Source organism: Paraconexibacter sp. AEG42_29, from assembly GCF_040581415.1.
Taxonomy (GTDB): Bacteria; Actinomycetota; Thermoleophilia; order Solirubrobacterales; family Solirubrobacteraceae; genus Paraconexibacter.
The window spans coordinates 2889785-2916685 of record NZ_CP114014.1; the positions used below are offsets into that span (position 1 = coordinate 2889785).

The window sequence follows — 26901 nt, forward strand, 5'->3', positions numbered from 1 at the left end:
CATCAGCTCCCAAGACGCGATGTGTCTCACCCGTCGTCCCGCGCGACAGGCGCCACGCCCGTTGCCGCCGCGAGGCGCTCATCCACCCCGCGGCCGCTCTTACCGCCGGCAGGGGCTTGGAGTTGAGGGTTCCGATGGGGACAGGCGTTGAACGCAGTCTGCGACGATCGACCCGTGGGCCACATCGACTGGGACGACGCTTCCCTCGCATCCGAAGACGAGCACGTGCGCTGGAGTCGGTACAGGCAAATCGCCATCGAGGCCGGCCGCGACGAAGCTGTTGCCGGCGAGCTACTGCAGCGGCTTCCCGCTGACCCAGACCAATCGATGGTTTCCGCTGTCGCAGTCGAACTCGTCACGGCAACCGCTAACCACCTAGCGCGGCACGAGGACCTTGCATCCTGGGCGGCCCGCCACGGCGATGCCCTCCGGGCTTACCCCTTCGCCGCAGCGCGATGTGACGAATGGCTTGTCCGCAAGAGCATCGATAAGGGCGGCGACCCGGCCGATCTCCGGGGTGCGGGCGACTGGCTGCAACGAAGCGTCGCGGAGTGTTCGACCTCAGCAACAGCGCTCGCCCTCTTGGCAGTGGAGGGGAACACGAGAAGCATCCGCCGCACGGCAGCGGCCCGCGGCCGGTAGGGGTTCCGGTGCGGGCGCCGCTGGACGGACCGTGCCGTACGGTCTGCTGGTGACGTCCGCCTCGCCTCCTGCCGCGCTGCTGGTGCCCTGCGATCCGACACGTCCTCGCGCGGCTGACCCGTCGTTCGCTGCAGACGTCGCCGCCGCACGCGAACGCGGTATACCCGTCGGCCTGTACGACGACATGAACCACAAGCTCGTCCGCTCGCCGGCACCCACGTCGGACAGCGAGGCTGCCGCGGCGTTGCGCGGCTGGATGATGACCACTGCGCAGTACGCCAAGCTGCACGCCAGCTGCGCGGCCAGAGGGGTGCGCTTGCTCACCGACCCCGACCAGTACGCCCGTGCACATCACCTCCCCGGCTGGCAGGCCACGTTCGCCGAGCTAACGCCACACAGCGTGTGGCTGCCTCTCCCGGTCGATGTCAACGAGGCCGTGCGAACGGTCGCGCAGCTCGCCGGGTCGGCGATCGTCAAGGACTACGTCAAGACGGTCAAGCATCTCTGGGACACCGCCGTCTTCATTCCAGACACCAAGGACCCTGTCGCGGTCCGCGACGTGATCAAGGCGTTTCTGCGCGAGCGCGATGACCAGCTCCAAGGCGGCCTCGTATTCCGTACCTTCGAGCGATGGCAACACGAGGAACTGCGCTCCTGGTGGCTCCACGGCGAGCTCGTCCTGCTGAGCGCTCATCCAGACACCCCGCACGCGACACCCGCGCACACGCTGCCGATCGCGCAGCTCAGCCAAGCGGTCCGAACACTTGGCTGCCCGCTGGTCACCGTCGACCTCGTTCGCAGCACCGACGGCGACTGGCGCGTAGTCGAAGTGGGCGACGCCCAAGTTTCCGGCCTTCCATCGACGACCGAACCTGGCCGGTTGCTGGACGCCCTAATCACACCGTCCTGAACAGGCGCGGTGTCCGATCGAGGTTCCTCAGCGACACGAGCACAAGACACGCCGGCGCGAGCGAGGACTGGCCCACAGAGCTCAGGTGAGCGTGTCGGTCATCCGCCGATCGGCTTGCTGTCGACCGGCGACAGGAGCCATCGGCTTCCTACACGTCTGAAACGCACTCCTTTGGACGCGGCGCGGTTACCGGTCACCCCGACCCCGGCAACGGTCAGCGAGATCGGTGTCGGACCCCCGAGATCTCGGAGCCCATCGGCGCACGTGTCGAACGTCTGCCCATCAAATCCTTCCATCGCCGCCCTTTGGCTCTCGGCAGTCAAGGCTTGGCAGGCCGCGGCCCAGTCCTTGGTGCGCGCGGCCCTGTTGAAGTACTCGTTGATATCAACGATCTGCTCGGCGTCGGATCGGCCTGCCGTGGACGGCAACCCGGCAAGCGACGCTTCATCGCGACTCCCGCAGCCGCCTACGCACGTCGCGGTAGCGGCGACTGCGATGGACCTCCTGAGCGACCTGGTCACGGTCACCGCATTGCCCCAAGCACGAATGCCGCCACCGTTCTAGCGAACTGCGACCGGTCCAACGAACGCCAGCAGGTGAGCCGGTCTATCACGGCTCTGGCGTACCCGCAGATTGAAGGTCGGCAACCTGCGATCTCGGCGTCCGCTCAGGGTTCGGTGCGGGCGTCTATTGAAACTCGACACCGAGCAAGAGCAGCGACGGAAGGACCGCCCCGGCCGCAGCCCACACCATCAAGGTTCGCCGCTGGGTTGAGCCATCGTCGAACATGTCAGCGACGATGACCGCGAGTACAGCGACCGCGATGAACGACAGCCCCCAGCGCGCGACGTTCCCCTCTGCTCCCTGGATCCCTAGCGGGACGATGCTAAGCAGAAGCCCGACACAGAACACCCAGAGGCGCGATCTCACTCGGCCGACGATACCCGCCGCACGGCCGCCCGCCCGCCGAGCGGAAACCGCTTGTCAGGAATTCTGCCCCGGTCGAGGTTCCCCGTCGGTCCGCTTGCCGGTCTTCGACGCCATCCGGTAAGGCGACCGAACGAGCGAGGCTCGTCGCATAGCGTGTGGCTGGGTAGTTGGGTCCGCTGCGACGGACCCGCTGGCAAATAGGGTCTCCAGATCGACGCCGACCACGACAACCCGGCCGCAGACGACGACCCTGAGGATGTCCTCGCCCAGGTCCGGCGCGATCGCGACGACCTCCGTGCCGTTGGAATCGAGGTCGTGCTCTCGTCGCCTGATGTGCGGACCGGTCGGGCCATGCTGGAGATCGTGGCCGCCGATGAGGACGCGGCCCGGGCGACGCTGCGCGACCGCTACGGCGCAGGGGTCGACGTCCGGCACTGTGCGCCCTCACGGATGATGCCGAAGGCGCGCGCGTTCCGATCTTGGGCTGCTGAGGGTCGGCGCCTGAAACTCTTCTACGAGATCGACTTCAACGGCGAGGAGCCGCACGGGGTCAAAGTGGTCGAGTCCGAGCAGGAGGTGCGCGTCACGGTGACCATCCTCGCGCCCGCGGTGGGTGCAGTGACCCGGATCGGGGGCACACAGCCGCGGACGGCGACAGCGGACCTCGCCCTGTCGGTCGGCCAGCGCAAGGTCATCGACGCGAGCTGCGGCCGGCAACGGCCGGAGTCGGATCCCCAAGACGGGCGAGGCAGACGCGCGCGATGGTGGCGGTTAGCGCGTCCGCGCGGGTGAACCCCGGGCTCCCGGGTCTCCCTCGTCAGCCCCTACTCAGGGCTAGAGCACCTGATCGAGCCCGCTCGACGGCTGTCGGTTCGCAGTCGCTACGTCGTTCTGCCCCGCGCCGACGTCCCGATTGATGACGTCCGATTGACGTTACTCGGCGAACGCAGCGACCGCTTGGCGCAACTGACTGGCGTTCTACTCCTGAAAGAGACCCCCGGAGACGTACCAGCGTCCGTCGCGCTTCAGGAGCTGTGCGGGCTTCGCCCCTTCCCGCAACTCAACGGTCGCGCGAGCGTCGGAAGCAGCTATCAGCCGAACCTTCGTTTCTCGAACCTGCGTCCGCTCGGCTTCGCTAAGGCGCGTCAACAACCGCGTGAGCGCCTGACCGCACGTCTTCGCGTCGAGATCGGGGAAGTTCCGTGCCGCCGCTCGGAGGGTCGCTTGTCGCGTCGCTTCCGTGAGCTGGGCGCACGCTCGCTCGCCGTCGCCGTCCGCGACCGCGCTGAGATAAGTCGACATGACCGCAGCGGGGCCGGCGGGCTCGTCACCGCCGCAGCCGGACAACACACCGACGATCAGAACCGATGCAATCGTCGCCGCGCGCACTCGTCGGATCTTAGGCTTCCACCACGGTCCTCAGGATCGCCATTCACAGCCACTCTCCCGCGGCACGGTGCCCAGCCGAAGACCAGACGACTCGTCGCGTGCAGGCACGACCGGGGAGAGTTCCTGAGCGCGCGCCGGTCTGGCGTAGCGGCTTGGCCCCGCGGGTATCGCTGCCTCATGAGCGTTGTGGTCGCCCTTCTCGCCCTTGTCGTGATCGGTGTGGTCTTGGGACTGTGGATCAGGGCTTTGCTTGAGCTGCGTCGCAGCACACTTCCCCAGACCGAGAAGCTCGTGTGGCTGATCGTGCTTGTCGCCGTCCCTGGGCTCGGGTTGATCGCGTGGCTCGTCATGCGCCCTGCCGGACGCAGCGTCGTCGGTCCGAACCATGCCTCGTAGATCGACGACGACCGAGTAGGCGGACGGAGGCTAACCCGGTCGAGGTTCCGAGCGGGCACCTGGCCGAGGGCGTGCTGGTGGAATGCGAGACTTCGCGGATGGGATTGTTCGGGCGAAAGAAGTCGCCGCCGGCCAGCGATGTCGACGACAGCTCGCCGGGCTGGGAGAGCATCCAAACGGCGTTCGCGGTGGCGTTTCCAGACGTGGAGGATCTCCACTTCGCTCCGGGCGCGCCGGTGTCTCTCGGAGGTGCCCTCGACGGCATCAGCGCATACCCGACGGCGGCCGGCTGGCACTTCGTCACCTTCGGTCTGACGGAGCTCCACACCAAGCAGTCCGAGGACACAAAGCTCAGCGGATGGGGCTACGAGCTCACGCTGCTGACACCACCGTCCGACGAACCTCCGGCGTGGGCGCTGCGGTTGCTGCACGGGCTCGCCAAAGCCACGTGGTCCAGCGGGCACCCTCACGACATCGGGGATCGCATCGCCCTTGGCGGACCGCTCGACGGCGACGAATCGAAGCTAACAGCCATCGCCGTGATGAGCGAACCCGCCGCAACCCCAGGCCAGTTTCCCCTCGGCCACTACGCCTTCCACCGTCTCGTCGGCATCACAGACGGCGAGCTTCAAGACATGAAGGACTCGAGCACCGAGACCGTCCTGCAGAGACTGAGCGCAACGAACCCGCTCCATGTGACAGACCCCGGTAGAGCCAGCTAAGACCGACAACCGGACGCTCAGGGCGTCCGCTCAGGGTTCCGGTCCGAGCGGGCGGGAGAGCGGTGCCGGAGATATCGGGGCGTCGTAGCCTCTGTCTAATGAGCACCCCGGCGTCCACCGAGCGGATAGACCGAGTCGCGCGGGTACTCCTAGACCGCTGGGACGTCCTGGGCATCCGTGACCTCGACGATCAGCCGGTACGCGAGTACGCCAGCGAGGCCGCAGCGCTAGTCACTCACTTCGACGCTGGGGCCAACGAACAGACGCTGGCGGCGGCCCTGGCCGAGTTCGCGCGAGACATGGGTCAGGTACCCGACGCACGACGAGACCGCGCAGCTGCACGGTCGGTGTTGGCCGAACTGCGCGTTGGTTAGGAGTCGCTTCCCCGTCCGGTAGGGGTTCCCGACCGGACGGCGTCGGCATGCCCGGGGCGGTGCAACCAGGCACGCGGCGAGTAGAACTACCGCGCCTCTTTTCTGCGCCAACGTTGAGCGAAGCGAGAGGTCCCGTGAGCGTCGGATCGACAGGACGATCGGGGATCGGGGAGGCTTGCGCCCGTGCCGTCATCTCTTAGCGAACGGAAAAGCCGCTTCTGCTGCAGCGTTGTTGGCGTGCTTCTCCTCGCGCTTGTCGTCGGACCGGGGAGGGCCGGGGCGGGCCGCCCCTGCGGTGGGGTGGCGTCGGACGCCGTGCTGAGCGCGGCGGGTGTCCAGGTCTACCGGACGGGGGCGGGATCGATCCGTGCGTGCGGCACCCGCTCCGGCCGTGAGCTTGCCCTGGGGGATCAGCGGACGAGCTTCGTGTTCGAGCCGCCGGCGATGGCTGCCTCCGCTGGGCTGCTCGCATACGGAACCTATGTCGAGTTCGACGTCAACGAGACCGACAACACGAGCATCGAGGTCGTCGACTTGAACGGGCCGAGGGAGTCGGTTCGGCGCCGTCGCTCGTACCCCGCCGGGGCCACGTACGGGATCGTGCGCGTGATCCATATGGTGCTGCGGCCGTCCGGCGCCGCGATCTGGACGTCGTGCGCGTCGGCGCGGATCCCGCCTGCGGTCGCGCGCTTCCGCGGAACGCGCTGCCCGCGGCCGGCGGGCAACGGCATCCACCCAGTGACGGCGGTGCGATTGGCGTTTCCTTCTGGCGGCACCCGGACGCTCGCCCAGAACGACCGCATAGATCCAACGACGCTGCGTCTTCGCGGCGACACCGTTACGTGGCGCGAGTCCGGCCGACTGCGGACCTTTTCGCTCAAGTCGCCGCGGCCCCGATGTAGCACTGCGTGGACTAACTGGCCTTGGAACGACTTTTGCCGCTAGCAGGGCGTCCGGTGGGGGTTCCTCAACGGACGTCAGGCTGGTCGCCAGACAAGTGGCATAGTCGGCAGAGAGCCCGATCTATCGCTTCGCCGCAAGACCACCGGCCTAGTTGCGATTTTGCCAGCGCTCTGATGCCGCAACTAATGCCAGACGACCAGACGACCATCCCTGATCCTATCCGTGCCGCCAGGACCAGCGACACCGGTAACCGAGGAGAGACGAGGGCCCTAGACGCCTTCGCCGACCTTGACTGGCCCGGAACCCTGACCACCTCAGCCCAGGACCTGGGCACTGACATTTTGGTCGCGGCTCGTGACCGGCGCTTTCACCGCGGGGAATACCTCGGGGTGCAGTGCAAAGCTGGGTCGTCCAACCTGGACGAGCCCATCCGCGAAAACGGCCAGCACGTCGGCTGGTGGGTCCGGGTGGAGGTGAAGCACGCCGCCTATTGGGCCGACAACGCACTGCCCCACGTGCTGGTGCTGTACGACTACACCACCAAGCTGTGCCACTGGGCGCCCCTGACCCAGGAAACGATCGAGTCCACCGGGGTCGGGCGCAAAGTCAGGGTGCCGGCGGCGAACGTGGTCTGTGGCGAGCAGCACGACGAGCTCCTCGCGGTTGCTGCGACCATTCGTCCTGCGGTGCCGCTGGAAGGCACGGTCTGGACCGGAGCGACGCCGAAGGGACCGAGCGACTTGCTGCGCTTCGCACTCGTCGCACCGCGTCTGATCGCCCCTCACCCTAACTCCGGCATCGATCCCACCACCCCGTATGAGGTGGTGGCCCTGCTCATGCAAGCACGGCGAGACCAGATCTGGTCTCCGATCAAAGAGCCCAACTGCATTCCGACAAGGGCCGAGACCCGCGACCATCCCGAATGGGTTTGGCGATTTGTCGGGGCAGTCGACGATTGGGTCGCGGGGGCCAAGGACCCGGACTTCGCGAGGCTCAGACACGAGGCCGGGCCCGCGCATGAGAGGTCCGCGGTGACCGCAATCATTGCTCATCGGCTGCTCTCCCGAGGCGATCCAAGAGCAGCCAGAGACGTCCTGCTCTCAGAGATCGAGAAAGACGGCGCCGCCCCAGTCGATCACGCGTGGCTTCATCTCCACCTCGCTCAGACCCACCAAGAGCTCGCCGCGCTGGAAGACGCCCGCGGAGCCGCCGCCTTGAGCGTGGCCATCGGCGCCACCCAGCGCCACGACGTCACCGCCACCGCTATCCGCGGCATAGCCGCAGCCATCTTGTTCGACATCTCGCCTTGGGGCGAGTACGACATCGGCACCACGGTTCAGTTCAACGACACCGCGGTGGCCTGGTGGCGCTCACAAACCGCGTTCTACGGAGCGTCCGCCCTCATCCAGACCGTCTTTGACGCCGCGGTCGGCCACAACCCGTCCGCGCGTGACGATGACAAGGCCAACAATCAGTTCTTTGCCGCTTCCATCCAGGCCGGCGTGCTTGGCTCACACGGTCAATGGCGCCACTACTCCGGCCTTCTCGCGCGCCAGCAGCTCATCAACGCGGCTAACCAGCCAGCTGACGACCTCACTGGCACACTGGACTTACTTCGCCGCTGCGGAGACGAGAAAGCCCTGACCCGGGCCACGCGCTGGATCGCCGGAGCCGGCCCAGCAGATGCAGTTACCGAGGCGACCCGGCGCATCGACTTCTCGCAGAGCAGGTCGAGCACAATCCTCGCTGAACTGAACATGCTCAAAGTCGCCGGTGACGTGGCCGACGAGCGGGTCGCCGCAGCGGCCGCGGACTGGCTAATCGACGCGCTTAGCGACCCGACCCATCTGCGTCGACTCACCCACCGGCACGGCTACGACGTGCACCAATGGGTCGGCGAGCGCCTAGCCGGCATCCTGCAGGCGCTCCCGACCACCGGCGCCTCAATCGCGGTCAACGCGGTCGAAGCTCATCGCGATCAGATTCAGAATCTTGCTGCCGACACCTGGGGAGAGGTCATCGCTGCAGCCCCGCGGCCCGGATGGACGGATGGACTTGCCGCCCGCCTCGCCGTAGCCACCACCGACGCGGAACTACCCCTGCAGGTCGGCGCCGACTACGTCCTGCAGCGGTACGACAGCGATCGGCGCCAAGCTCTCGCGCAACGCGTCATCGGCGGCAAGCTGCGCCTGCTCTCCTACATCGACGATCTCACTGCTCTGACTCCGGCGAGCCTTGATGCCATCCGCGACGCCTACCTAACTCGAGTGCGCGACGACCTGGTCGCCACCCACGCCGATGCGTTGTCACACCAGGTCGGGGTCAGCCCACTCAGCGGCCTGGTCGCCATTCTCTCCGCCTACGACGAACAGGCCGCCGGGTGGGACCTGGTCGGCATGGCTCTTGCTGACCCGCTCGTCCCGCGCTGGTTCAAACGAGGAGCCATCATGGGGGTTACCCGAGCGGAGCTGGACAAATCGACACGGGGCCTGCTGGCAGATGCGATCGCAGAGGCACACAAGCACGGGAACCCGCGCCTGGCTTTTAACGGGGAGCCAGATCTCACCGGCGAAGTGGCCTACGCGAACGTCATCCTCCGCGGCGACCAGCAGCATGCGCCCGGTCAGATCGCTCGCCTCGCCGCGGGCGATTACCGGCGGCGTATGTGGGCTGCCCATCTGGCCAGCGAGACTCGGGACTGCGGGTCTCTGAGCATTTTGGCCGCCGACGCAACGCCCGTGGTCCGAGGCGAAGCCGGACGGGGATTAGTGTTGTGCATCCTCGACGGACACGACACCCGACGCTCCCGCGCCGCTCTCACCGAGCTGCTCAAGGATCGGGGACGCACTAGCGCGCTTGCGGTGGCCGGCGTCATTGAGGAACACCCGCAGTCGGCCGACCTCGACGACATCCGCGCCCTGCTTGCCGACCATGCGTCCGCAACCGTGCGGCGCATGGTTGCCGACGAGGCGTGATCGATGCTAGACGGCGCTTCACCTCTTGGACGCTGGTTGCGATCATCGGTCCAACCATTGTGCGAATCGGGGTCCGGGACCGCGAGTCCCTCGACGTCGTCGGGTTCGACGATCTACCCCTGGCGACGTCTACTGCGTCCAGTCGAAGCGGTAGCCCCGGAGTGGTGACGACGGCCGGGGTCGCTGCCGCGATCTGGGCCGGACTCGCCGCAGGGTGGGCGCCCGACAAGCCTGGGCCACCGTTCCGCCACGCCGGCTAGGTCTTTGCAGGAGAGCGAGCGGCGACGGATCTATCGGGCCAGTCCGATCCGTCGAAGGCGTCCGGTGAGGGTTCCCACCAGCGCGGGCTGCCAGCGCGATCAGATGATGGAGGCTGCGCGGGCCTTGTCCCGGATCGCGTCGACCTGGCTCAGCGCATCGAGAGCGTCGGTCACCGAGACGTGCGGCTTATAGCTGTGTAGGAGAGCAGCGCGCGCGCTCGCGTCGCCGTCGGGGAGTTCGAGCTTCACCATCAACGCGGTGGCCAGCCTCTCCAAGGTGCCGACGCCGTACTTGCCGATCTCTTCAGCCACGAAACTGACATGCGGGTCGTACGTGCGGACGGTCTTTGGGAAGCGTGTCCGCAGCTGCGGGGCGCCGTCGTCGAGGGTCAGCTTGGGGCCGTACGGCGCTGGCTGCGGTTCTAGCCGCAGCTGCCGCAGGCTGCGCATCTGTCCGAGGAGGTCGCGCAACTGAAATGCAAATGGGCCGAACTTGTAGAGCTGAAACTCGAAGCCAAGCGGGACGTCGAGCATCTCCTGCAGGAAGTACGCGGTCTTCTGGACGTGTGTCTCGCCAGCCCAACTACCGTGGTCGCGCAGCTGTCGGACGAGCTCGGCGACGATAGCCGCCTGTCGTGCTTCGGTCATGACGCCTCCTCCCCGTCCTCGTCTTCTTCCGCCCGAGGGGCCGTGATCTCGTATTGGTTCGCCTCAACCCACGCTGCTATCTCGTCGGAGAGCTCTCTCGCGACGAACACATGGTGGGTGACGATCGCTGGGATATTGCCGAGGACGTCGGACGCCGTCGCGGACGACACCACCTTCGCGTCCCGTCGCAGCACCGGGAAGTCGCCGGAAAAGCCGGCCTTTCGCTCGCTCGAGTACCTGACGTGCTCGGCACCGAACGTCTCCGCGATTGCTTCGCTGAGCTGCTTCGCACCCGCGGCATTTCGGACGAGGTCCTCAGTGGTCGGGGTGTAAACGCTTCGAAAGTGCTGCCGGTCTGTGATGCGACGGGCGTGAACGTGGCCGGGCAGGCGTGGGTTCCGCGCCGCCTCCCCGATGGCGGAGAGCACCTCGTTGTCGGTCATCGCCAGGTGCGGTTCCAGGTCGATGGAGTACCCAGCTTCACCGAGCCACGCCTTCAGGAAGTCGACGAGATGGACGTCGTAGATGCGGCGGGTGCGCTGCAGGTAGACCTGGGAGAACATGAAGTAGCGGGCGAGCAGCAACGCCTCTGCCGCGTGGATCCCGCCTTCCGTGATGCCGAGCGTCGGTGCCGCGCTCTGCCCGTCCTTGCCGCCGGCTCGGGCAGGCAGCAGAATCCGCAGCGACTCGATCAGCCTCAGGTGGTCAAACCGCCCGTAGGCGACGCCCGCGTGGTACGAGTCGCGGAGCAGGTAGTCCATGCGGTCGGCGCCGAACGCGTCGCCGGTAATGATCTCCTTAACGATCTCAATCCAGGCCATGTCGCCAGTCGCGCGCGTGGCTGGGCCAACGGCGACAGCGACGATGTCGTCCGGGTAAAGCTTCATCTCTGTCCAGACGGCCTTCATCTCGTCCGAGGTGATGCACAGCTCACTTAGGGTCTCGTGATCGCTTCCGTTAGGCAGGAGACCCTCGGCGGCATGCGAAAACGGCAGATGGCCGGTGTCGTGCATAAGCGCTGCGACGCGAACGACCTGTCTCCAGTAGTCCAATCTGTCGGCCGGCACGACCTCGCGGACCTTGTCGGTCAGGTGGCTCTGGTTAGTGATGACGTCGAAGGTGCGCGTGGCGAGCTCCATCACGCCCAGGCTGTGCTCGAAGCGGCGGTGGGTCGCGCCCGGGTAGACGAGCGATGTCATCGCAAGCTGTTGGACATGCCGCAGTCGCTGGAACGGCCGGGAGTCCAGCACGCGCTGCTCGGATCCCGTCACTTCGATGAAGCCATGAAGCGGGTCGCGAATCTGCAGCACCATCAGTCACACGCTACGTGTCAGGCACGACGGGATGGCCTGGGCGGTCTGACGGCTCATCCGGGGGCACGCGAAATGTGCGATAGATGCACGGTGACGCCGCGGCACTGTCCGCTGAGGTTCGCCAGCCCCCGCGGAGACATCGGGTCAGCTAGGTTGCGCGTCTTCTCGACGCGGCCATGCCAGTTCGAGCCGAAGAAACGCACAGCGACCCGTGCCCAGCGGGCCCTCTGACACTGGGCTAGGTCCGTGGGCGGCGGTCAAACATCACTTCGGCGGCAGGCACGCGTCACGAGCAACTTGCGGCGACGCCGCGTCCGGTCAAGGTTCCTTTTCCGGCCGCCGCGACCAGGACCCCGGGGGGCAACGCGCTACCGAAGCGTCGCTCGGGGCACGGCGAGGGCGTGAGCGTTCGGAGTCGTCGTTGCGATGGCGTCGGGTCCATCGAGGTTGGTCACGACGTAGTCCAGTTCCCGCATCCGCTCGGCGAACGCGGCATTCGTCCCGTGCATCTCGCAGATGATCGCCGGGCGATGGCATCGAATCGTCTCCCGCATGCCGTCAAGGACCAGCAGCTCCGCACCCTCAACGTCGATCTTCACGGCGTCTACTCGGTGTACGCCGTGACGTGCCAGCAGCGTGTCGAGGGTCACGGCCGGCACGACGTCCCGGCGCACCTCATGAACGTCCTCGCTCACCGACGCCAGACGCGTCCACAGCGACTCCGGCGCGACGATGATCGCCGCGCTCCCGTCCGAGGCGGACACCGCCGCATGCACCGCCGTGATCTGACCCATCTCGTTCGCGACCGCGTTGGCCCGAGTCGCCATCACGGACTCAAGTTGAGCATCGACGGCGATGACCCGTCCACCCCCGCCGACGAGTCGCGCCCCGGTCAGCGCGGTCACTCCGATGTTGCAGCCGACGTCAACGAACGTGCCACCCGCAGGCAGCGTCCGCCGCATCGCCTCCTGCACCATCGGCTCGTGGACGCCGGCGAGCATGCCGAACGACTGCGTCTCCCAGTACGGGAAGTGAGCAGCGTCAAGACGCAGGTTCACGCCCAGGCCACCCAGCACCTGCACGTCACCACGGCCGGTGACGGCGCCCACCGACCGCAGGACGAGGCCGCGGCGCAGCCGCCGCAGCCCGGTCGGCGAGCAGGTTCGCATGAGCAACCAGAGCACCCTCGTGCGGACCTTGACCACCTGAGCAACCTAGCCGACCGACGGTCATCGACAAGCGAGGCAGTAGGTCGGGCAGACACTCGCGCGACGTCCGCTCAAGGTTCTCATGTGCGACACCGTTAGTCGTCCCCAAACGGCGACCCGAGGAAGAGCCAGCCAGCGGTCATCGCCGCTAGCGCCAGCAAGGCGATCCAGGCCCCGGCAGCAACGCCCACGGTCTGAAGAGTCAGTCCGAGCACGAGCAGCACTACGAGCACGGCCAGCCACCGCATCGAGAACACGAGCCGGAGTATGGCTTGGCCTGGTGACGTTCGATCATCGCCGGCCGGCTTTCTCCGCAGTGTCGATGGTGCGAAGGTCTGGCGGGACAAGGCCAACCGTCAGATCGGAGTGTGTGATGAGCAGCCCTTGTTGGGCCAGACGCGGCGCCGGGGTGAGCGTGATTGCCGTCGCCGCCCTTTGCGCCGTGGGCACATCCGCGGCAGGCGCCGCTACCCGCTCGTGGACGAGCTGCTCCAAGGCGCAGGGCCTGATCGCTGCTCGCCAAGCACGAGTTCCTCAAACGATGAACACCGATCGGGTGCTGCGCCGGGTCTTCTTCGAAACCAAGCCCAGCAACGTCTACCGTCGGCCAAGCACATCGCTCTGCGGCGACTTTGACGGCGACGGGCGTACCGACCGTGCGCTTCATTTTCAGTGCTGCACCGTCTCCTCACCGGCGCCGTGGGTGGTCCTGCGTGGCCGTGCCGGTGGCTGGAAGATCGTCTATAAGCGCCTGTCGGACACGACCTTTCGGCTTGAAGGCGACGGCACGCACTTGGTGACCACCGAGCCGAAGTACTCGCGAACCGACGCACTGTGTTGCCCCACCCGTCTGCGGATCGGAACGCTGCGGTGGAACGGTGGGCGCTTCATTCGCACCTTCACGCTTGAGTTCACGGATGAGAACTCCTAGCGGCCGGTCGGAAAACCCCTGTGTCCGCTCAGGGTTCGTGTGCGGCGCGACCGGTCCGCTGCCACGAGCGGCTGCGGCGGTCCAAATCCCCCGCCCTCGGCGGGGCTGGCCGTGACGCCCGTGCGCTCGGGGAGACGAGGCGACAGTTTGTCCCCGGCGTCGTTTCGTCCATATCCCACCTCGGATCGTGACCGGTCGGTCACAGATCGGCGGCGTGGTGCAATGGGCTCTCGATGATGTCGAACGGCCGCGATGACTCCGATGCCGATCTGCTCGCGGCCTCGGGCGTGGACGGCCGGGCGTTTGAGGCGTTCTATCGGCGGCATGAGCGGCTGGTGCTCGGCTGGCTGATCCGTCGCGCCCCGACCGTTGAGGACGCGGCCGACCTGACCGCGGAGACGTTCGCCGCTGCGTGGCTCGCCCGCGACAAGTTCGTCACGCACGAGGCGGGCGCCGCTCCGTGGCTGCTCGGGATCGCCCAGAACAAGCTGCGGATGAGCGCGCGCCGGCGACGCATCGAACGGGACGCGACCCTGCGCCTCGGACTCGACCGGGTGAGGCTCGACGAGCGGACGCGCCGTGAGATCGAGCAGCTGTTCAGCGACGCCGACGCATGGCTCGCCGACCTGCCGGCCGACCAACGCGAAGCCGTGTCCGCCTTCGTGCTGGACGACGAGCGCTACGCGGACATCGCGCAGCGACTCCAAATCGGTCAGCCGGCAGTCCGCAAGCGCGTCAGCCGCGGCCTCGCCCGCCTGCGCCACAACCTGACCGACCAAGGAGCACGCTAGTGACCCTCCTGCCCGACCTCGAGCGTGCCCTCGGTACTGCCGTAGACCGCCAGGTCCGTACGCCCGCGCATCCCCGCCAAAGCGTGCGGCGTCGGGTGAAGCTCGCGGTGGCGGCGGCGGGAGCTGCGTTGTCGCTCACCGCGATCGCCGTCGCTGCGGAGCTGGTCGGCGATCGTGAGCCGGCGCCACGGGCCGAAGCGCAGCTGCGAATCGCCGGAACTGATCGCTTCACCTCGCTCGCGGAGTTCCGCGGCAAGCCGCTGGTGGTGATGTTCTGGGCGAGCTGGTGTGAGCCGTGCCGCGAGCAGGCCGCCGTCGCCGACGACCTCAGCCGGGAACTGCGCGAGACGGGAACCGGGGCGGTCGTCCTCATCGACCACCCTTCGGACCCACCATTTCGCGTCACGGCCGGACGCCGAACCTCGCGTCTTGAGGCGGTGCGGGCTGCCGGGCTCTCCCTGCCTTTGCTTCTCGACCCGAAGGATGAGATCGCGCACGCCTATGGACTGTCCGGGCTACCGCAGACCTTCGTCCTCGACGCAACCGGGAACATCGCGTGGGTCGCCGAAGGCGTTGTCGATTTGCCGGGCCTTCGGGCGGAGGTCGCACGGGCTATGGACCCGGCCGGGAACGGTCCCAGCAACCCGACCTCGCCCGGTCTCAACACCACGACCCAGCCGTGAAATCGAGAAACGACGACGTCCGCTCCGACCAAGCGCCCGGGCGTCCTGCGGTCCGCATGAATCCGCCATCGCAGCGCGCCGCTCGACCGCTTCGACAGCGGGCCGTCGTTCGCCGCGACGGCCCGACACAGCGTCCGGTGAAGGTTGCTCTGCGGCGGTGCCGCGACATACTCCTGGCATGACTCCTTACGTCGGTTTCGCGCTGGGTGTCGTCGCCGCTGTTGGGATCGTGCTTGGCTTAGTCGGCGTCTCGGTCGGATGGACGCTAGTGCTCCCCTTTTTGGTCTTTGTGTTTGTGGACGACTCGGCCGAAGCCACGCGGAGAGTCCGCACCAGCCTGGCGCGTCTCGGCGCCAGGAACCGCAGCCGGTGAGGGTTCCGTCAACAGGGCGAAGGTCCGTCCCAGCGGTCGGCCCGTCAACCCGTCTGACCGGGGCTAGTCTCAGATCGTGCGTTCTGTAGCACTTGCGGTGTTGCTCACGGTCGTGCTCGGGGGGTGCGGCGATGAGCGTCCTTGCGTCGGCGTCGCTGTCACGGGCAAAGAAGTGCAGCCAACTTCAACCATTGGCGGCACGGCCACCGGCGCGTATGCGAAGTTCACGCGACCGACCGAGCGGCAGGTGTGCGGCTGGCTCGGCGCCCCGGACAGGGTCGAGGTGCGAAAGCACGAAACGTTCTGGCGATACTCATCCGGACGCTTCGTCACGTTCGAGAACCGCCAGATGACCGGCTCCGGCCAAGGTGACCCCTTCGACCAGAAGCCAGGACGAATCGTTGGCGGATAAATGGTCGGACGACGCGCCCCCTGGCACCGCACGACGCCTGCGGCCGGCGACGGCGACGGCGACGGCGGCGCCGGCGCGGCACTGCCGTGCGGCTCAGCGGGCCCCACCTCGGCTCGAGCGCGCACGTCAAGTCCGTCCGGTGGGGCTTCAGCGGCGGACATTCTCGGTCGGCTCGTGGATGATCGACTGGTGGACTCCGTTGCCGCCATCCTCGATCGCTTCACCCCGGAACTCCTGGACTGGTTCTGCGTGACCGAAGAGGACGACGACGCGCCCGAACTCCACGTCGTCGGCCTTCGGGGAAATGACCTCAGCATCCTGTTCCAAAGGATCGCCGCCGACGTCACCGCGTGGAGTGGGCGGACGTTCTGGCTGGAGCCGGAGGAGCTCGACGTGACGGTCGCGCAGCGTCCAGACGTTGCCGATCTCATCCTCGCCGGCCGCAGCTCTTCGGTCTGCGTTGGCGCGCTGAGCATGAACATCGAAGGCATTGAAATCTCGGTCCTTGAGATGTTCCTCTATGCCGACGAGATCCAGTTCTTTTGGTGGCCTCAAGATGGCCGCTGGGGTCCTGTCCAAGCCGCCGCGATCGTGAGACTCGTTGGGGAGCTGCTCGAGCTCGCACCCGCGGCCGAGGTACGTCCTGACCCTCGGTATCCAGAACAGCAGAGGCTGCTCGCTCCTGCCCTCGCGCAAGCGCTCGGCAGCGGGCCGCCCCTCGACTCTTCGCGTGTCCGGTAGGGGTTGGCCGGCGGACGATACCCACGGGTGAGCTAGACGTTCACCCGTCGAACGAGTCTGCGATGACAGCCGCGTAGTCGTCGGGACTTAGCACTTGGCCTGCCGCGGCGGCCGCCGCTGATAGGTCGACCCACTGGGTCCTGACGTCCTCGGGAAACGTCGGCGGCAGCTCCAGCGCGTCGTCGAGCACTCCCTGCCAAGTTGACGCGGCCGAGCCGAACGTCTCCCGGAGCTTCGGCGTCATCGCCTGGACCCTGGTGCGGTCTTCGTCAGGGAGGAGGGCCAGGACGTCGAGCACGTACAGCTCGATCAGTCGAAGAAGCGGCTTCCCTGCATACCGAGCGCTGCTGCCCCGCTGGTCCGGCTGGTTGTCGCGGGAGCTACGCCGAAAAAGTGCCATCGCCGCAACGGTCTCAAATCGTTGTCGGCCAGTCCAGCGGCTCGGCAACCGGCTCTGCCGGCAACTGTCCGGATGGGGTTCCCGTGCGGGCGGGCGGGCGTTCCCCCTGATGCGTCGGTCACACTTTCGGCTTGCGGCAGACATACCACGTGATGGCCCTCGAGAACCCATCTGACGAATCGCTCCTGGCGCTTGTGCGCCGCGAGCAGGACGGCACGGCGTTCGCAGAGTTCTACGAGCGCTACTTCGATGTCGTTCTGGCGTATTTCGCGCGGCGCACGTCGTCCGCGGACGTGGCGGCGGACCTCACGATGGAGACCTTCGCCGGCGCGCTGGTGTCGGCGCAGGTCGGTCGCTCGACCCTTCCGGACCGGGCGGCGCCTTGGCTGTTCGGCATCGCTCGCAACGTGCTCGCCGACAGCTACCGCGCCGGACAGGCCGACAGCACGATGCGCAGCCGGCTGGCTCTCCAGCCGCTGCACCTGAACGACGAGGACCTGCAGCGGATCGACGAGCTCACGGAGGAGACCCACGTGCTTGCGCTGCTTCAGGCGCTCGCCCCCGATCAGCGCACCGCCGTACACGCTTACGTGATCGAGGACCGCAGCCACGAGCAGATCGCCCGCGACCTCGGAACCTCAGCGTTCGTGATCCGCAAACGCGTAAGCCGCGGGCTCGCTGTCCTGCGCGAGGCCCTCGGAGGCCAACGATGAACTTCAAAGACGAACTACGCACGCAGCTGCTCCGCGCCAGCCACGAGCTGCGCTCCGAAGACCATCCCGCTCGTCGCCCCGCCGCCGGCCCGCGCAGCCTGCGCCCGCGCTTGCTCGTCGCCGCCGGCGCACTGGTGCTGGCCGGGTCGGCCGCGGCGGCGGTGGCGACGCTGGAGCGCGAGCCGTCCAGGGAGCTCGCCGGAGTTGCGCCGGGATTCGGGTCCTCTCTGCGCGAGTACCGCGTCGAGCTGCGCCCCAACCTGTCGGCGGGCACGATCGGCTGGTGCGGCAACATCCGCATCAAGGGGATCGGCGGCGGCAGCGGATGCGGCCTGGCCGCCCCGGCTTCTGCCCCAGTGATCTCCAGCGGAGGCCTGATCCGCGGCAAGGACGCGGAGGGCACGTCGCTCAACTACGCAGTCGTCACCGCGACCGTGAGCGCGATCCGCCTGAGCGACGGCCGCCGGATCGTGACCGCCCGCGATACGCGCCTGCCGTCCGGATGGCGCGCGGCGGTGTGGACCGAACGTCAGCGTGTAGGACGCCCGCCCGCCATCCCGATACCACTCGACGCCGCCGGACAGAACATCGCCGACGAACGAGCGCAGCACGGTACGGCCAGCGGCCGCCGGCTTGCCATCAAGCAGGTCTCCCCCACCCGCCCGCCGACCGGCGGGCCCTGCGCAATCACCGTCCCCCGGATAACCGGCAGATACGCGGGCAGCGAACAGGTCATCACGCGCCTGCCAAGCCGCCAGCCTGATGTAGCGGGCCGCCCGTTCCTCGCATGCGCGACGACCGTCTTCTATGACCGCGACGCTCGCTATCGGGCGGCGCTGCTACTCGACGCACGAAACCCCGCGACTCGAGCCGACCGGCTCCCCGGCCAGCGGCCGACCAAGGCACCGGGCATCGCCGCCGCCTTCGGTGACCTCACCCTGCGGAAGGCGGGACCGGGGTGGCTCGTGATCGAAGGGCGCTCCGAGCGCGGGCGTCTGCGCGTGCTGAGGCAGCTCCGCGCTCGGACACCTTGATGCACCATCGCTCCTTCAGGTTCGACAGCGCTTTAGGTATCGGTAGGGGTTCCGGACCGGACTGCTGGCTAGGTCAGACGCGAATGACCTGGAGGCCGCCCGCGCCCTCCAGCGGTGCGAAGTCGTCGTCTTGGCTGACTACCGGAACTGCGTTGGCCAGGGCGGTCGCGGCGATCCACAGGTCGTTGACGTTGATCCGCCGACCACGCTCGGCTGATAGATCAGCAGTCCGGTTGTTGAGAGGTCCTTCTCGGCGGTGTCGGGGAGGGTCTTCTTCTTTGTCCTGAGAGGGAGAGAGATGGACGGACTGCTGCGGACGGAGGTGCCGGCGTCGACGTTGGTGATCGCGATCGATCCGGGCAAGGCGGTGAATCGTGTGTGGTTGACCACCGGGGAGCGTGGGTTGATCGGGGAGCCGGTGTCGTTGCCGGTGCTTCGTGACGGGATCGAGGAGCTCGAGCGGTTGATCGCGGAGAGCCGGGTCGGCGGGCCGCCGGTGATCGGGATGGAAGAGACCGGGGCGTTGCATCGGGCGTGGGCGACGGAGATCCAGCGACGCTGGCCGGGGTCGCTTCGGTTGTTCGCGCCATCGGAGACGACCGCGGCCAGGGCGCAGCTTGGATCGCGGCGGTTTAAGACTGATGACCGCGATTGCGCTGCGATGGTCTGGCTGCTGAGGCAGGGTGCCGGCCGGGCCGCTGAGCCGGATGCGGTCGAGGCGTTGTTGGGGACGGTTCGTCATCGCCGCCAGCTCGTCGACGCGCGCAAGAAGCTGCAGCAGCGGCTGCACGATCAGCTCAATGCGCTCTGCCCGGGCTTGTCCTCGCCGGCCTGTCAGGGTCGGGCGTTGCTCATCGACTCGCCGACCGGACAGGCCGCGCTTGCCTGCGCGGTCGCGTTCACCGGTCGAGCACCGTCCGCGCGGTCGCTCTTGGCTCGCGCACCGGGCCGGATGACCGAGGCGACCGCCGCGTTCTGGGCACAGCGCTGGAAGCGGCTCCTGGCGCCGCCGGTCGATGCCGAGCTGCGCGCGCAGCGGCTCGGTCGCGACCTGCGTCGCTGGCAGGACCTCCAAGCCGACATCGCGGTCTGCGAGACCCAGCTTGAGGCGCTCCTTGCGCAGACGCCGGGTCAGGTCCTGACCAGCCTGCCCGGGGTCGCGGTCGTTCGCGCTGCAGCGTTCAGCGCGTTCACGCTGCCGATCGAGCGCTGGCCCACCCCCGAGCATCTGTACTCGGCGACGGGTCTGGCGCCGGCGAGCTATCAGTCCTCGACAATCACCCGGCGCGGCAAGATCGCCAGGACCGGACTGGCCGAGCACCGCGACGCGCTGATGGGCATCGCCTGGGGCCTCTCGCTCTACGCCCCAGCGTTCGCCGCCCGCAACACGCAGCTGACCGCGCGCGGGATGCGCCCGATGCAAGCGCGCGTTGCGCTTGCCCGGCACGCCTGCCGGCTCTGCTGGCGCCTTCTTCAAACCCAACAGCCCTACGACGATCGGCGCTACGCTCGCGCTCGGCGCGCGGGCGGTGACGGCGTTCCGGCTATGCCGCTCGACGGCGCACACTAGCTTGCCGCCCGCCCGCGCAGCCGCTCTCTGACGGCGCACACGAAAGCCTGCCGCACGACGGCGCCTCATCAGCCTGCCGCACCCAGAGCGACCTGCCGGGGCCCGCAGCCCGATCCACGCAAATACCGCGATTGCCAGTCGCGGCGATGACCTACGGCCACCGCCGCCCTTGACCGACCCCGCGAAAGCTAGATGGACGCGCAGCATGGCCCAGGCCGCAGCGACGTGTGCGTCGACCGCCAGGATCTCGATGTCGGCAACCGCCTCGAGCGTCGCCAGGCGTCGCGCCCTGACGTCGACGTCGGCCGCAGTTAGGACCCCGGCCTGCAGCTCGCCGATGGTGATCGCGCTCACGACGCTCTCGTCCGGGAGCAGATCGGCGAGCAGGGGCCGTCCGGACTCTGAGGCGATGAAGACGCTCGTGTCGAGGAGCCCCCGCGTGGCGGCGGGTGTCACCGGATCGGATCGAGGTCGTCAGTCGTGTCTCCGGCCAACGTCGCCAGGTCGTCTCGCAACCCGGGGTCGGCCTGAGCTACGCCAAGACGGCGGACGAGTTCCGTGCGCCCGATCGGTGTGCGGCGGGCAGCTCGCACCGGAATCAGCTCAGCGACGGGGCGGCCGCGCGATGTGATGATCACCTGCTCGCCGGCCTCGACCCGCCGCAGGACGTCGGCCGTCTGGTTGCGAAGCTCACGAGCCGCGATCTCGGTCATGCGACAAATGTAGCACGACCGTCGCACACCGCAATATGAGGCGGCCGCCGAGCACTCGCCGCGCCCGGTGAAGGTTTGGCTGCGGACGGCTTGGCGGGACAGCAGATGTGCGAGAGACTTGACGGGTGACGCATCCGGACGCCGAGCGCTTGTCGACGATCTTCGACGCTGTGTGGACCCTCGACGAGGCCGAGCTCACCGACGGCCTACGTGGTCTGCGCGGCCTGCTCGTCATCGCCGGTGCGGTCGAAAACGGCGGCTTCACGTTGCTCATGGACGCCGACCCAAACGAGGTAGGTGGCCATCTGCAGGAGGCGATCGACGGCGCGGAGCTTGTTGGCGCCCGAGCCCACCGCCACGTCCTCAACGTCTTCGCCGAGATCGGTCCGATGACGAAGGCCGCAGCCGCTTGGCGCCGCCGCGAGGCGTCAGGCGAATCCCACCCGGCGGAAATCGGTGATCGACTCGCGGCTCTCGACGAACGCTTCTACGCACTCCCGTCGATCGATGAGCCGCTGGCCCGGTACGTCGACGCGCACCCGGCCGCCTTCGCCGCCGCAACGCAGAGCATCGCTTCAACCAGCCGGGAGCGGCGGGCGGCGACGCCGATCTTCGCAGTCTGCGCCGAGCTGACAGACCAGGCCGCGATCAACGCCGAGATCACGTCACTGAGTATCGCCACGCTGCGCACTCACCCGAGCGCAGACCCAGACGACGTCGCCCAACTCGCCCGGGCGCACATCCTAACGTGCCTCTCAAACGCCGCCGAGGCCACAGCCATCGTCACCGTTGAGCAACTGCGCGAGTCCTGGCGGCAGACAGCGACTTACCTTGTCTAGCCGCGTCGAGGCGTCCCAAGAAAGCTCACGCCAACCTTCGCAGCGTCCGGTGAGGGTTCGGTGCCGGGACAGGTGGCCGGCGTCCCGAGCGGTCGCATCCGGATCCGGCGTCAACTGAGCGGCCGTCTCGTCATCGCTTCCGGCGCGACGTCGTGCTCGTAGTAGTGCATGAGAACGTCGGTGGCGCTCGCGGCGTCGAAAACCTCGTGCCGATGGACGGTCAGCGAGTTCCCGCCGAAGGTGATTGTCTCGGCGTTCTGCTGCGCGGCCCCATGTCCCAGAACGTCATGACGGATCACGTCGTTAGACACGTGGCGTACTTCGATGGTCAACCGTATGGCCGATCCGGCGACCTGGACGAACTCCGTGATCTCGAGACGGTCGACGGTGTGCAGTGCAGTGGGCGATGGCAGGCGAGCCAACGCGTAGGCGAAGTAGCGTTCGCCGTCGAGCAGCGCGAGCGATCGCGCGATCCGGTCCCTCACGCCCTCGGGACTGGAGGCGCGAACGCCGCGGAATCGGTCACTGGTGGCTGAGTCGGCGTGGGTGACGATGATCGGGTCACCGAGAAACGTCAGCGCCAGCTCGTCGAACGTCCCACCTTCGAAGCTGAACCGCTCGGAGACGCCGGCGGTTGCGCGGGCCCGGGCCAGCACGCGAGCATCTTCACGACGCCCCATCGCGATAAGCCAAGCGATCCGCTCAATCTCAAAACCACCACCAGCGGCGTTCAGCAGCGGCTCGAAGTCATCAAGGTCTCAATAATCGGCCCGGTGCTGCCCGAATGCAGCCTGCAAGTCGTGGACGACCTGGGTTGCCGTGACAGTCTCGTCGTCGCCGGTTGGACGAGCCATTTCGGCGACCGTTGCAAGCCGGAGGGTGAATGCCCCCGCAAGCCGAAAGCCGGCTCGCTTCTTTGTGAGCTCCGAGAGCCCGACCACCTCCCAGAACACTGGGTCAACGCCCATCGGCTTGACGGACAATCGGCCGCGAGTCTCACCGCGTTCCCTGCGATTGGTCACGGACAGCTCGTAAATGTAGTCGCCCTGAACGCGATAGAGAAAGCCTCCACCGCCGGTGCGCCAGCCGTGAGCTACCGCCGCAGACTTGACCGCCTCGTCGAACGCCCTCCCCGCTCGCACCATGCCGGGACTCTAGCCTCACCCCGCGACCCATTCGCGGCGCTCTGCAGTACGTCCGGTGGGGGTGGGCGCGTAGGTGCACGGCGCGTGCACGCACTTCCGGTAAGGGTTCCGCTGCAACACTGCGGCTCGATGTTCGAGACCGTGAACAAAGCACTGCGCACGCGGTCCGGCGCGCTCCTGCTCAACGGCCTGGTCGACCTGCTCCAGGAGGGCGAGACCGAATGGAGGAAGGACTCTCGCGATCTCATGATGGCGATCGCGCCATTCCACGACTGCGCGCAGCGCATCGGCCTCGACCCCGCCACTGTCTTCGAGGAAGCCGCCGCACGCGGACCGGCGTCCTTCGCCGACGTCGTGCGGCAGTTCGGCGCCCGCACCGACATCACTCCGGCGGGGTTTGCCTTCGTCCTTCGGACCACGCCGGATGGCCCGGTCTACACCATCGATCGCTCGATCTAGGCGCGAAAGCAGACACGGCCACCTGCGCCGGAGAGGGTTCCGCAACGGGACGGTCTTCACCGCACACAGGTTCAAAAGCGGACAGGCATCGTTGCCAGCGCCGGCGAGCAAATCCCCGGCACAAGCAACCGACGGCCTGGTCTCCAGGCGTTTGGTTGCTAGGAACGAGTCGGCTGCTCTCAGCAGGACCCATCAGGCCAGCCACGCGCCCCGCATGTAGAGGCGTCTGATGGCAGAGGGCCGGGTGGGCACAGTGGCTTTTACGCCTGGAGGAGTGTCGTCGGCGGGAGTTCAGCCTCGCGTAGCCGTACGGCTAGTCGGTCGAGCCACTCAAAAATGGTGTAGCCATCACCGGGAGGCCAATAACCGGTTCCAAGCTCGTCTACCAGGACCGTCCGGAGTGCATTCTCGTTGAGCCCGCGTGAGATGAGCCATCGGACATCCAGCCTCGCCGCCAGAACCTGTGCCATGCCTTCCCCGGTCACGAACGCTTGCACGCCGTCCCAAACCGTTCCGTAATCGTAGGGCCAATCTTGGTGCAGGTAGCCCCCGAGTAGAACTCCGAGACCCGTCGTCGACGTCCCCGGCTCCTGTGCTGAGAGGGACGACTTTGTGAGCTCATCGCGGCCTTTCTTCAGCCCTCGCGCTCGAAGCCCCGTTTCTAGGTCGACGAAGCCAGCCGATGCACTGGCGCCCAGGCTCCACGCGGCGTCGCATTCGTCGCAGACGATCAGCTCCTCCTGGCTGACTACAACGCGAAATCGCCGGACGGGTCCCTGGCCGCAGCGGGGACACTCAACTTCAGCCGTACTCGTCACGATTGAAGCATGCCACCCAGGTGGTCTGAGCATCGGACGAGCGCGCCACAGAGTGGGACTACCGCAGCGTCCCGGCCAGCCTCAGGCGGAGGGGCTGAGCTGCGGATGATCTCCTGGGTCCGTGTCGATCACGACCCAGAGGCTCGCGCAAGATTTCAGTCGACGGCGCGGCCTATCGATGGACAGTCTGCCGACGGGCCTTGCAGATGTAGCTCGCGGGTACGAGTCTCCGATTTGCCGTAGCGGGGTCTGATCACCGGCAGGTACTCGTGGTGGACACCGGCCAGATGCGTGCGGACAGCGTTGCGGAACTCAGCGGCCCTGGAGTCGTGACGCCGGCCCGTGTCGCTGCCGCGATCCGAGCTGGCCTCGCCGTAGGGTGGGCGGCCGACAAGCCTGGGCCACCGTTCCACCACGCAGGCGAAGACAGACGCTGCCGTCGCTGAGCACCTGCTGCCGCAGCAGCGCGACCACGGGTCAATAGGCCATGCCGCCCAAGAGTCGTGCGCAAACGTTGTGTGCTCCCTTCCCCGTCCTGACTGGACGTCCCTCGTGACGCGCCTGCTCGAGTGCCGCTCCGCGTGTCGGGGGGCGACCTCAACGTGACCCCTACGCCCGTGGAGGTCGTGACGCCGGGCCCGACGAGCGAGGAGCGACGTTGTTCAGCAGCGACGCCGGTGACCGACTTCGGTCACTTAGGCGAGGGCAACGGCGTCGGCGGCAGGGTGCGGCCGACGGCCCTGAACATCTCGCGGGCTCGACGTGCCCGCGCGCGGTTCGTGTCGAGCCCGTAAGCGTAGTCGAGGAACGCCGCACTGGAGCCACCGACGTGGACTGTGCCGCGACTCGGCATCTCGACGAGGGACGGCAGGAAGATCGTGCGGCCCTGATCGCGGAACGCCACCACCACCTGGCCCGCCCGCAGGCGTCCGGTCTGGTCGCACCGTGTCACCCGGTAACTCCCATCAGCGAACCGGAGCGTTGTTTCAGAGCCCGCGGCGCTCTGCGCGTTGACGACAGACGAGGCACGCTCAACGTCTGTCTGTGGCGTGCCGCCGTTGGTCATCGAGATGGACCGCGGCCCGGGTGGGGTACACGCCGGCGCGGGGTGCAGGTCCACCGCGCGCTGCCGCGGCGATGTGTCGCCTGACGACCCGCAGCCGCCGGTGCAGACGGCTGCCGCTGCTGCCAGCACCCCGCCGATCATCCGAACGCCGCACACAGACAAACCGTAGTTGAGATCCCGACGCAGCACGCCGATGACCGGCAGCGTCAGCCCTACAGGGAATCTCGCTTCGGGCCGTCGTGATCGAGACGGTTTCGAGGAACTCACCGTCGTCCGGTGAGGAACGTTCCAGATTTCGCGCGCACAGCGCACGCAGCGAGAGGCGAATGACTCGTAGCTCCTCGCAGTTGTGGTGCACGCGTAGCGGCCAATGGCGGCGGCACGGCATCCATCGCTGTCAGGGGTTGATCGCAAGCGCCGTGTGCCGCAGCGACGAGCGGGCGCGATTGATCAGGCTCTTGGTCGCTGGCACTGTCGTGTGTAGGCGGCGCGCCACAACGGCGTGCGGCTCACCGTCCAGCACATGCTGCACGAGCGCCTGACGCTGCCGGCGCGGGAGGCCCGCCACCGCGCGGCCGAGCTGGAGCAGTTCCTCGGCCTGCACCGCCAGTGCAAGCGGGCCGTGACCGCCGGCCGTCGCGTCCTCGTCAAGCGGCGTCTGCGGCCGGCGGGTACGCCGCAGCTCGTCAAGGCAGCGGTGACGCACGACGGTATGAAGCCACGCACGCAGGGACAGGTCATGGTGCACCGCACGCGGATCGTGCAGCATGAACCGATGGGCGCGCACGAACGCCTCCTGCACCATGTCCTCGGCGTGCGCGTCACCGACCACGCGCCGCGCGTGCGCGCGAAGCTCAACTGCGTACCGGGCGTGCAGCGCGGTAAACGCGTCGGGGTCACCGGCCCGATGCCGCCGGGCAAGCTGCGCGTCGCCGCTCGCCGGAACATCGCGGCGATCGCAGGCCGGCGCGCCCCCGCCCGCGGTCAGCGGCGTGCGGCAGACAGGGCACGGCTCAAGCCCTGCCCAGGCCGCCGTCACATAGGACCCGGCGGAGCATCGCGTGCAGATGAGATCTGGCATCAAAGAACTAGTGGCGCACGGCATCGGATCTGTGACACACGCGGCGAGTACGGATGATCCGCGTCCGGTCGCCGGACGGCGTGTCCGATGCCTGCCGGGGTGCCTGTGAGCAGCGGTGCCTGCGATGCGGTGACCGCACAGCTGTGACGTGGAGCGTCGACTGTCCCGAAGAGACTCCAGACGGCACGCGGCCCTTCGACGGCTACGCAAGCGGCGGCTTCCGGGAGTCAGGGCTCTTGATGGCTCATTGGACACTCGCCCCTCTGCCGTGGCCTCAGCTGCCGGTTAGCCGCGGAGGCGTCCGCTGACGGTTGGCGAGCTGACAATCACGTGGCGGAACCGATGTCGGGCCAAGCGATCGCGGCCGACCGAGGCACCGTGGCACTGGGCGGGCAGCCCTCCGCCCGGTGGCAACCGCGCGGCCCGGGTAAGTTCGTGACCGGTATCCCTGGATGACCTACG

The 26901-nt window shown here is 67.7% G+C and carries 29 protein-coding genes and 2 pseudogenes; 18 read left to right on the forward strand and 13 right to left on the reverse strand.

The annotated features are described in order from the left end of the window. Nucleotides 1–174: 174 nt before the first annotated feature. The 3 genes from DSM112329_RS13965 to DSM112329_RS13975 all read left to right on the forward strand — a co-directional run bounded on the left by DSM112329_RS13965 (nucleotide 175) and on the right by DSM112329_RS13975 (nucleotide 3274). Nucleotides 175–642 carry a hypothetical protein gene (locus DSM112329_RS13965; protein ID WP_354697163.1) on the forward strand — a complete coding sequence of 156 codons (468 nt, stop codon included), beginning with the start codon at nucleotides 175–177 and terminating at the stop codon, nucleotides 640–642. A gap of 49 nt (nucleotides 643–691) precedes the next feature. Beyond that, nucleotides 692–1552, forward strand: a complete 861-nt coding sequence (locus tag DSM112329_RS13970; RefSeq protein ID WP_354697164.1) for an ATP-grasp domain-containing protein — start codon at nucleotides 692–694, stop codon at nucleotides 1550–1552. 1281 nt (nucleotides 1553–2833) lie between these two features. Next, on the forward strand, nucleotides 2834–3274 hold the full coding sequence (locus tag DSM112329_RS13975; protein ID WP_354697165.1) for a hypothetical protein: 441 nt from the start codon (nucleotides 2834–2836) through the stop codon (nucleotides 3272–3274). Nucleotides 3275–3460: 186 nt separating this feature from the next. Here the strand turns inward: DSM112329_RS13975 and DSM112329_RS13980 are convergent, their stop codons facing one another. Further along, nucleotides 3461–3871, reverse strand: coding sequence for a hypothetical protein (locus DSM112329_RS13980; RefSeq protein ID WP_354697166.1), 411 nt, complete (start codon nucleotides 3869–3871; stop codon nucleotides 3461–3463). Nucleotides 3872–4048: 177 nt separating this feature from the next. Between DSM112329_RS13980 and DSM112329_RS13985 the strand changes: the two genes are divergently transcribed. The 5 genes from DSM112329_RS13985 to DSM112329_RS14005 all read left to right on the forward strand — a co-directional run bounded on the left by DSM112329_RS13985 (nucleotide 4049) and on the right by DSM112329_RS14005 (nucleotide 9241). Beyond that, on the forward strand, nucleotides 4049–4267 hold the full coding sequence (locus DSM112329_RS13985; RefSeq protein WP_354697167.1) for a PLDc N-terminal domain-containing protein: 219 nt from the start codon (nucleotides 4049–4051) through the stop codon (nucleotides 4265–4267). Nucleotides 4268–4365: 98 nt separating this feature from the next. After that, nucleotides 4366–4989 (forward strand): suppressor of fused domain protein, encoded by a 624-nt coding sequence (locus DSM112329_RS13990; RefSeq protein ID WP_354697168.1) that lies wholly within the window; start codon nucleotides 4366–4368, stop codon nucleotides 4987–4989. 98 nt (nucleotides 4990–5087) lie between these two features. Next, nucleotides 5088–5363, forward strand: a complete 276-nt coding sequence (locus DSM112329_RS13995) for a hypothetical protein (protein ID WP_354697169.1) — start codon at nucleotides 5088–5090, stop codon at nucleotides 5361–5363. Nucleotides 5364–5600: 237 nt separating this feature from the next. Next, nucleotides 5601–6308, forward strand: coding sequence for a hypothetical protein (locus DSM112329_RS14000; protein WP_354697170.1), 708 nt, complete (start codon nucleotides 5601–5603; stop codon nucleotides 6306–6308). A gap of 143 nt (nucleotides 6309–6451) precedes the next feature. Beyond that, on the forward strand, nucleotides 6452–9241 hold the full coding sequence (locus DSM112329_RS14005; protein ID WP_354697171.1) for a DUF4365 domain-containing protein: 2790 nt from the start codon (nucleotides 6452–6454) through the stop codon (nucleotides 9239–9241). Nucleotides 9242–9600: 359 nt separating this feature from the next. Here DSM112329_RS14005 and DSM112329_RS14010 read toward each other — a convergent pair whose 3' ends face one another. From DSM112329_RS14010 to DSM112329_RS14020, 3 genes are all read right to left on the reverse strand, one after another. Continuing rightward, on the reverse strand, nucleotides 9601–10149 hold the full coding sequence (locus DSM112329_RS14010; RefSeq protein WP_354697172.1) for a hypothetical protein: 549 nt from the start codon (nucleotides 10147–10149) through the stop codon (nucleotides 9601–9603). Continuing rightward, a complete protein-coding gene (locus tag DSM112329_RS14015; RefSeq protein ID WP_354697173.1) occupies nucleotides 10146–11462 on the reverse strand; it encodes an HD domain-containing protein in 1317 nt (438 codons plus the stop codon). Before DSM112329_RS14015 ends, DSM112329_RS14010 begins: the two co-directional genes overlap by 4 nt. Before the next feature lie 368 nt (nucleotides 11463–11830). Continuing rightward, nucleotides 11831–12631 (reverse strand): FkbM family methyltransferase, encoded by an 801-nt coding sequence (locus DSM112329_RS14020; protein WP_354702481.1) that lies wholly within the window; start codon nucleotides 12629–12631, stop codon nucleotides 11831–11833. Between the two features lie 448 nt (nucleotides 12632–13079). Between DSM112329_RS14020 and DSM112329_RS14025 the strand changes: the two genes are divergently transcribed. The 5 genes from DSM112329_RS14025 to DSM112329_RS14045 all read left to right on the forward strand — a co-directional run bounded on the left by DSM112329_RS14025 (nucleotide 13080) and on the right by DSM112329_RS14045 (nucleotide 16601). Then, nucleotides 13080–13601, forward strand: a complete 522-nt coding sequence (locus DSM112329_RS14025) for a hypothetical protein (RefSeq protein ID WP_354697174.1) — start codon at nucleotides 13080–13082, stop codon at nucleotides 13599–13601. A gap of 233 nt (nucleotides 13602–13834) precedes the next feature. Then, complete coding sequence (locus tag DSM112329_RS14030) at nucleotides 13835–14392, forward strand: sigma-70 family RNA polymerase sigma factor (RefSeq protein WP_354697175.1); 558 nt, start codon at nucleotides 13835–13837, stop codon at nucleotides 14390–14392. Further along, the gene (locus tag DSM112329_RS14035; RefSeq protein ID WP_354697176.1) at nucleotides 14392–15075 is read left to right on the forward strand and encodes a TlpA disulfide reductase family protein; all 684 of its coding nucleotides are present in this window, start codon (nucleotides 14392–14394) and stop codon (nucleotides 15073–15075) included. Before DSM112329_RS14030 ends, DSM112329_RS14035 begins: the two co-directional genes overlap by 1 nt. A gap of 473 nt (nucleotides 15076–15548) precedes the next feature. Beyond that, nucleotides 15549–15860: a hypothetical protein gene (locus DSM112329_RS14040; RefSeq protein WP_354697177.1), complete on the forward strand. Its 312-nt coding sequence runs from the start codon at nucleotides 15549–15551 to the stop codon at nucleotides 15858–15860. A gap of 189 nt (nucleotides 15861–16049) precedes the next feature. Then, on the forward strand, nucleotides 16050–16601 hold the full coding sequence (locus tag DSM112329_RS14045; RefSeq protein WP_354697178.1) for a hypothetical protein: 552 nt from the start codon (nucleotides 16050–16052) through the stop codon (nucleotides 16599–16601). A 40-nt stretch (nucleotides 16602–16641) separates the two neighbouring features. Here the strand turns inward: DSM112329_RS14045 and DSM112329_RS14050 are convergent, their stop codons facing one another. Next, nucleotides 16642–16899, reverse strand: a complete 258-nt coding sequence (locus DSM112329_RS14050) for a hypothetical protein (RefSeq protein ID WP_354697179.1) — start codon at nucleotides 16897–16899, stop codon at nucleotides 16642–16644. Between the two features lie 254 nt (nucleotides 16900–17153). Between DSM112329_RS14050 and DSM112329_RS14055 the strand changes: the two genes are divergently transcribed. Together DSM112329_RS14055 and DSM112329_RS14060 are read left to right on the forward strand one after the other, a co-directional pair. Further along, nucleotides 17154–17714: an RNA polymerase sigma factor gene (locus DSM112329_RS14055; RefSeq protein ID WP_354697180.1), complete on the forward strand. Its 561-nt coding sequence runs from the start codon at nucleotides 17154–17156 to the stop codon at nucleotides 17712–17714. Nucleotides 17715–17824: 110 nt separating this feature from the next. After that, nucleotides 17825–18748: a hypothetical protein gene (locus DSM112329_RS14060; protein WP_354697181.1), complete on the forward strand. Its 924-nt coding sequence runs from the start codon at nucleotides 17825–17827 to the stop codon at nucleotides 18746–18748. A gap of 73 nt (nucleotides 18749–18821) precedes the next feature. Here the strand turns inward: DSM112329_RS14060 and DSM112329_RS14065 are convergent. Beyond that, a pseudogene (locus DSM112329_RS14065) lies at nucleotides 18822–18968 on the reverse strand (PIN domain-containing protein); the annotation flags it as partial. A 78-nt stretch (nucleotides 18969–19046) separates the two neighbouring features. Between DSM112329_RS14065 and DSM112329_RS14070 the strand changes: the two are divergent. Beyond that, complete coding sequence (locus DSM112329_RS14070; protein ID WP_354697182.1) at nucleotides 19047–20318, forward strand: IS110 family transposase; 1272 nt, start codon at nucleotides 19047–19049, stop codon at nucleotides 20316–20318. Nucleotides 20319–20519: 201 nt separating this feature from the next. Here the strand turns inward: DSM112329_RS14070 and DSM112329_RS14075 are convergent. Then, nucleotides 20520–20774 (reverse strand): annotated as a pseudogene (locus tag DSM112329_RS14075) (PIN domain-containing protein); the annotation flags it as partial. Further along, nucleotides 20771–21031 carry a type II toxin-antitoxin system prevent-host-death family antitoxin gene (locus DSM112329_RS14080; RefSeq protein ID WP_354697183.1) on the reverse strand — a complete coding sequence of 87 codons (261 nt, stop codon included), beginning with the start codon at nucleotides 21029–21031 and terminating at the stop codon, nucleotides 20771–20773. The gene DSM112329_RS14080 and the pseudogene DSM112329_RS14075, both read right to left, overlap by 4 nt. A gap of 125 nt (nucleotides 21032–21156) precedes the next feature. On the opposite strand from DSM112329_RS14080, the gene DSM112329_RS14085 reads away from it, so the two are divergent. Then, entirely contained in the window at nucleotides 21157–21870 is a 714-nt protein-coding gene (locus tag DSM112329_RS14085) for a DUF4375 domain-containing protein (protein WP_354697184.1), read from the forward strand. Between the two features lie 110 nt (nucleotides 21871–21980). Here the strand turns inward: DSM112329_RS14085 and DSM112329_RS14090 are convergent, their stop codons facing one another. Beyond that, nucleotides 21981–22526, reverse strand: a complete 546-nt coding sequence (locus DSM112329_RS14090) for a hypothetical protein (protein WP_354697185.1) — start codon at nucleotides 22524–22526, stop codon at nucleotides 21981–21983. Between the two features lie 102 nt (nucleotides 22527–22628). Then, a complete protein-coding gene (locus DSM112329_RS14095) occupies nucleotides 22629–23015 on the reverse strand; it encodes a hypothetical protein (protein ID WP_354697186.1) in 387 nt (128 codons plus the stop codon). 129 nt (nucleotides 23016–23144) lie between these two features. Between DSM112329_RS14095 and DSM112329_RS14100 the strand changes: the two genes are divergently transcribed. Continuing rightward, the gene (locus DSM112329_RS14100; protein WP_354697187.1) at nucleotides 23145–23474 is read left to right on the forward strand and encodes a hypothetical protein; all 330 of its coding nucleotides are present in this window, start codon (nucleotides 23145–23147) and stop codon (nucleotides 23472–23474) included. Between the two features lie 260 nt (nucleotides 23475–23734). On the opposite strand, the gene DSM112329_RS14105 is transcribed toward DSM112329_RS14100, so the two are convergent. The 3 genes from DSM112329_RS14105 to DSM112329_RS14115 all read right to left on the reverse strand — a co-directional run bounded on the left by DSM112329_RS14105 (nucleotide 23735) and on the right by DSM112329_RS14115 (nucleotide 26439). After that, the gene (locus DSM112329_RS14105; RefSeq protein ID WP_354697188.1) at nucleotides 23735–24292 is read right to left on the reverse strand and encodes a contact-dependent growth inhibition system immunity protein; all 558 of its coding nucleotides are present in this window, start codon (nucleotides 24290–24292) and stop codon (nucleotides 23735–23737) included. 691 nt (nucleotides 24293–24983) lie between these two features. After that, entirely contained in the window at nucleotides 24984–25358 is a 375-nt protein-coding gene (locus DSM112329_RS14110; RefSeq protein ID WP_354697189.1) for a hypothetical protein, read from the reverse strand. A gap of 397 nt (nucleotides 25359–25755) precedes the next feature. Beyond that, nucleotides 25756–26439 (reverse strand): sigma-70 family RNA polymerase sigma factor, encoded by a 684-nt coding sequence (locus DSM112329_RS14115; RefSeq protein ID WP_354697190.1) that lies wholly within the window; start codon nucleotides 26437–26439, stop codon nucleotides 25756–25758. Nucleotides 26440–26901: the final 462 nt, after the last annotated feature.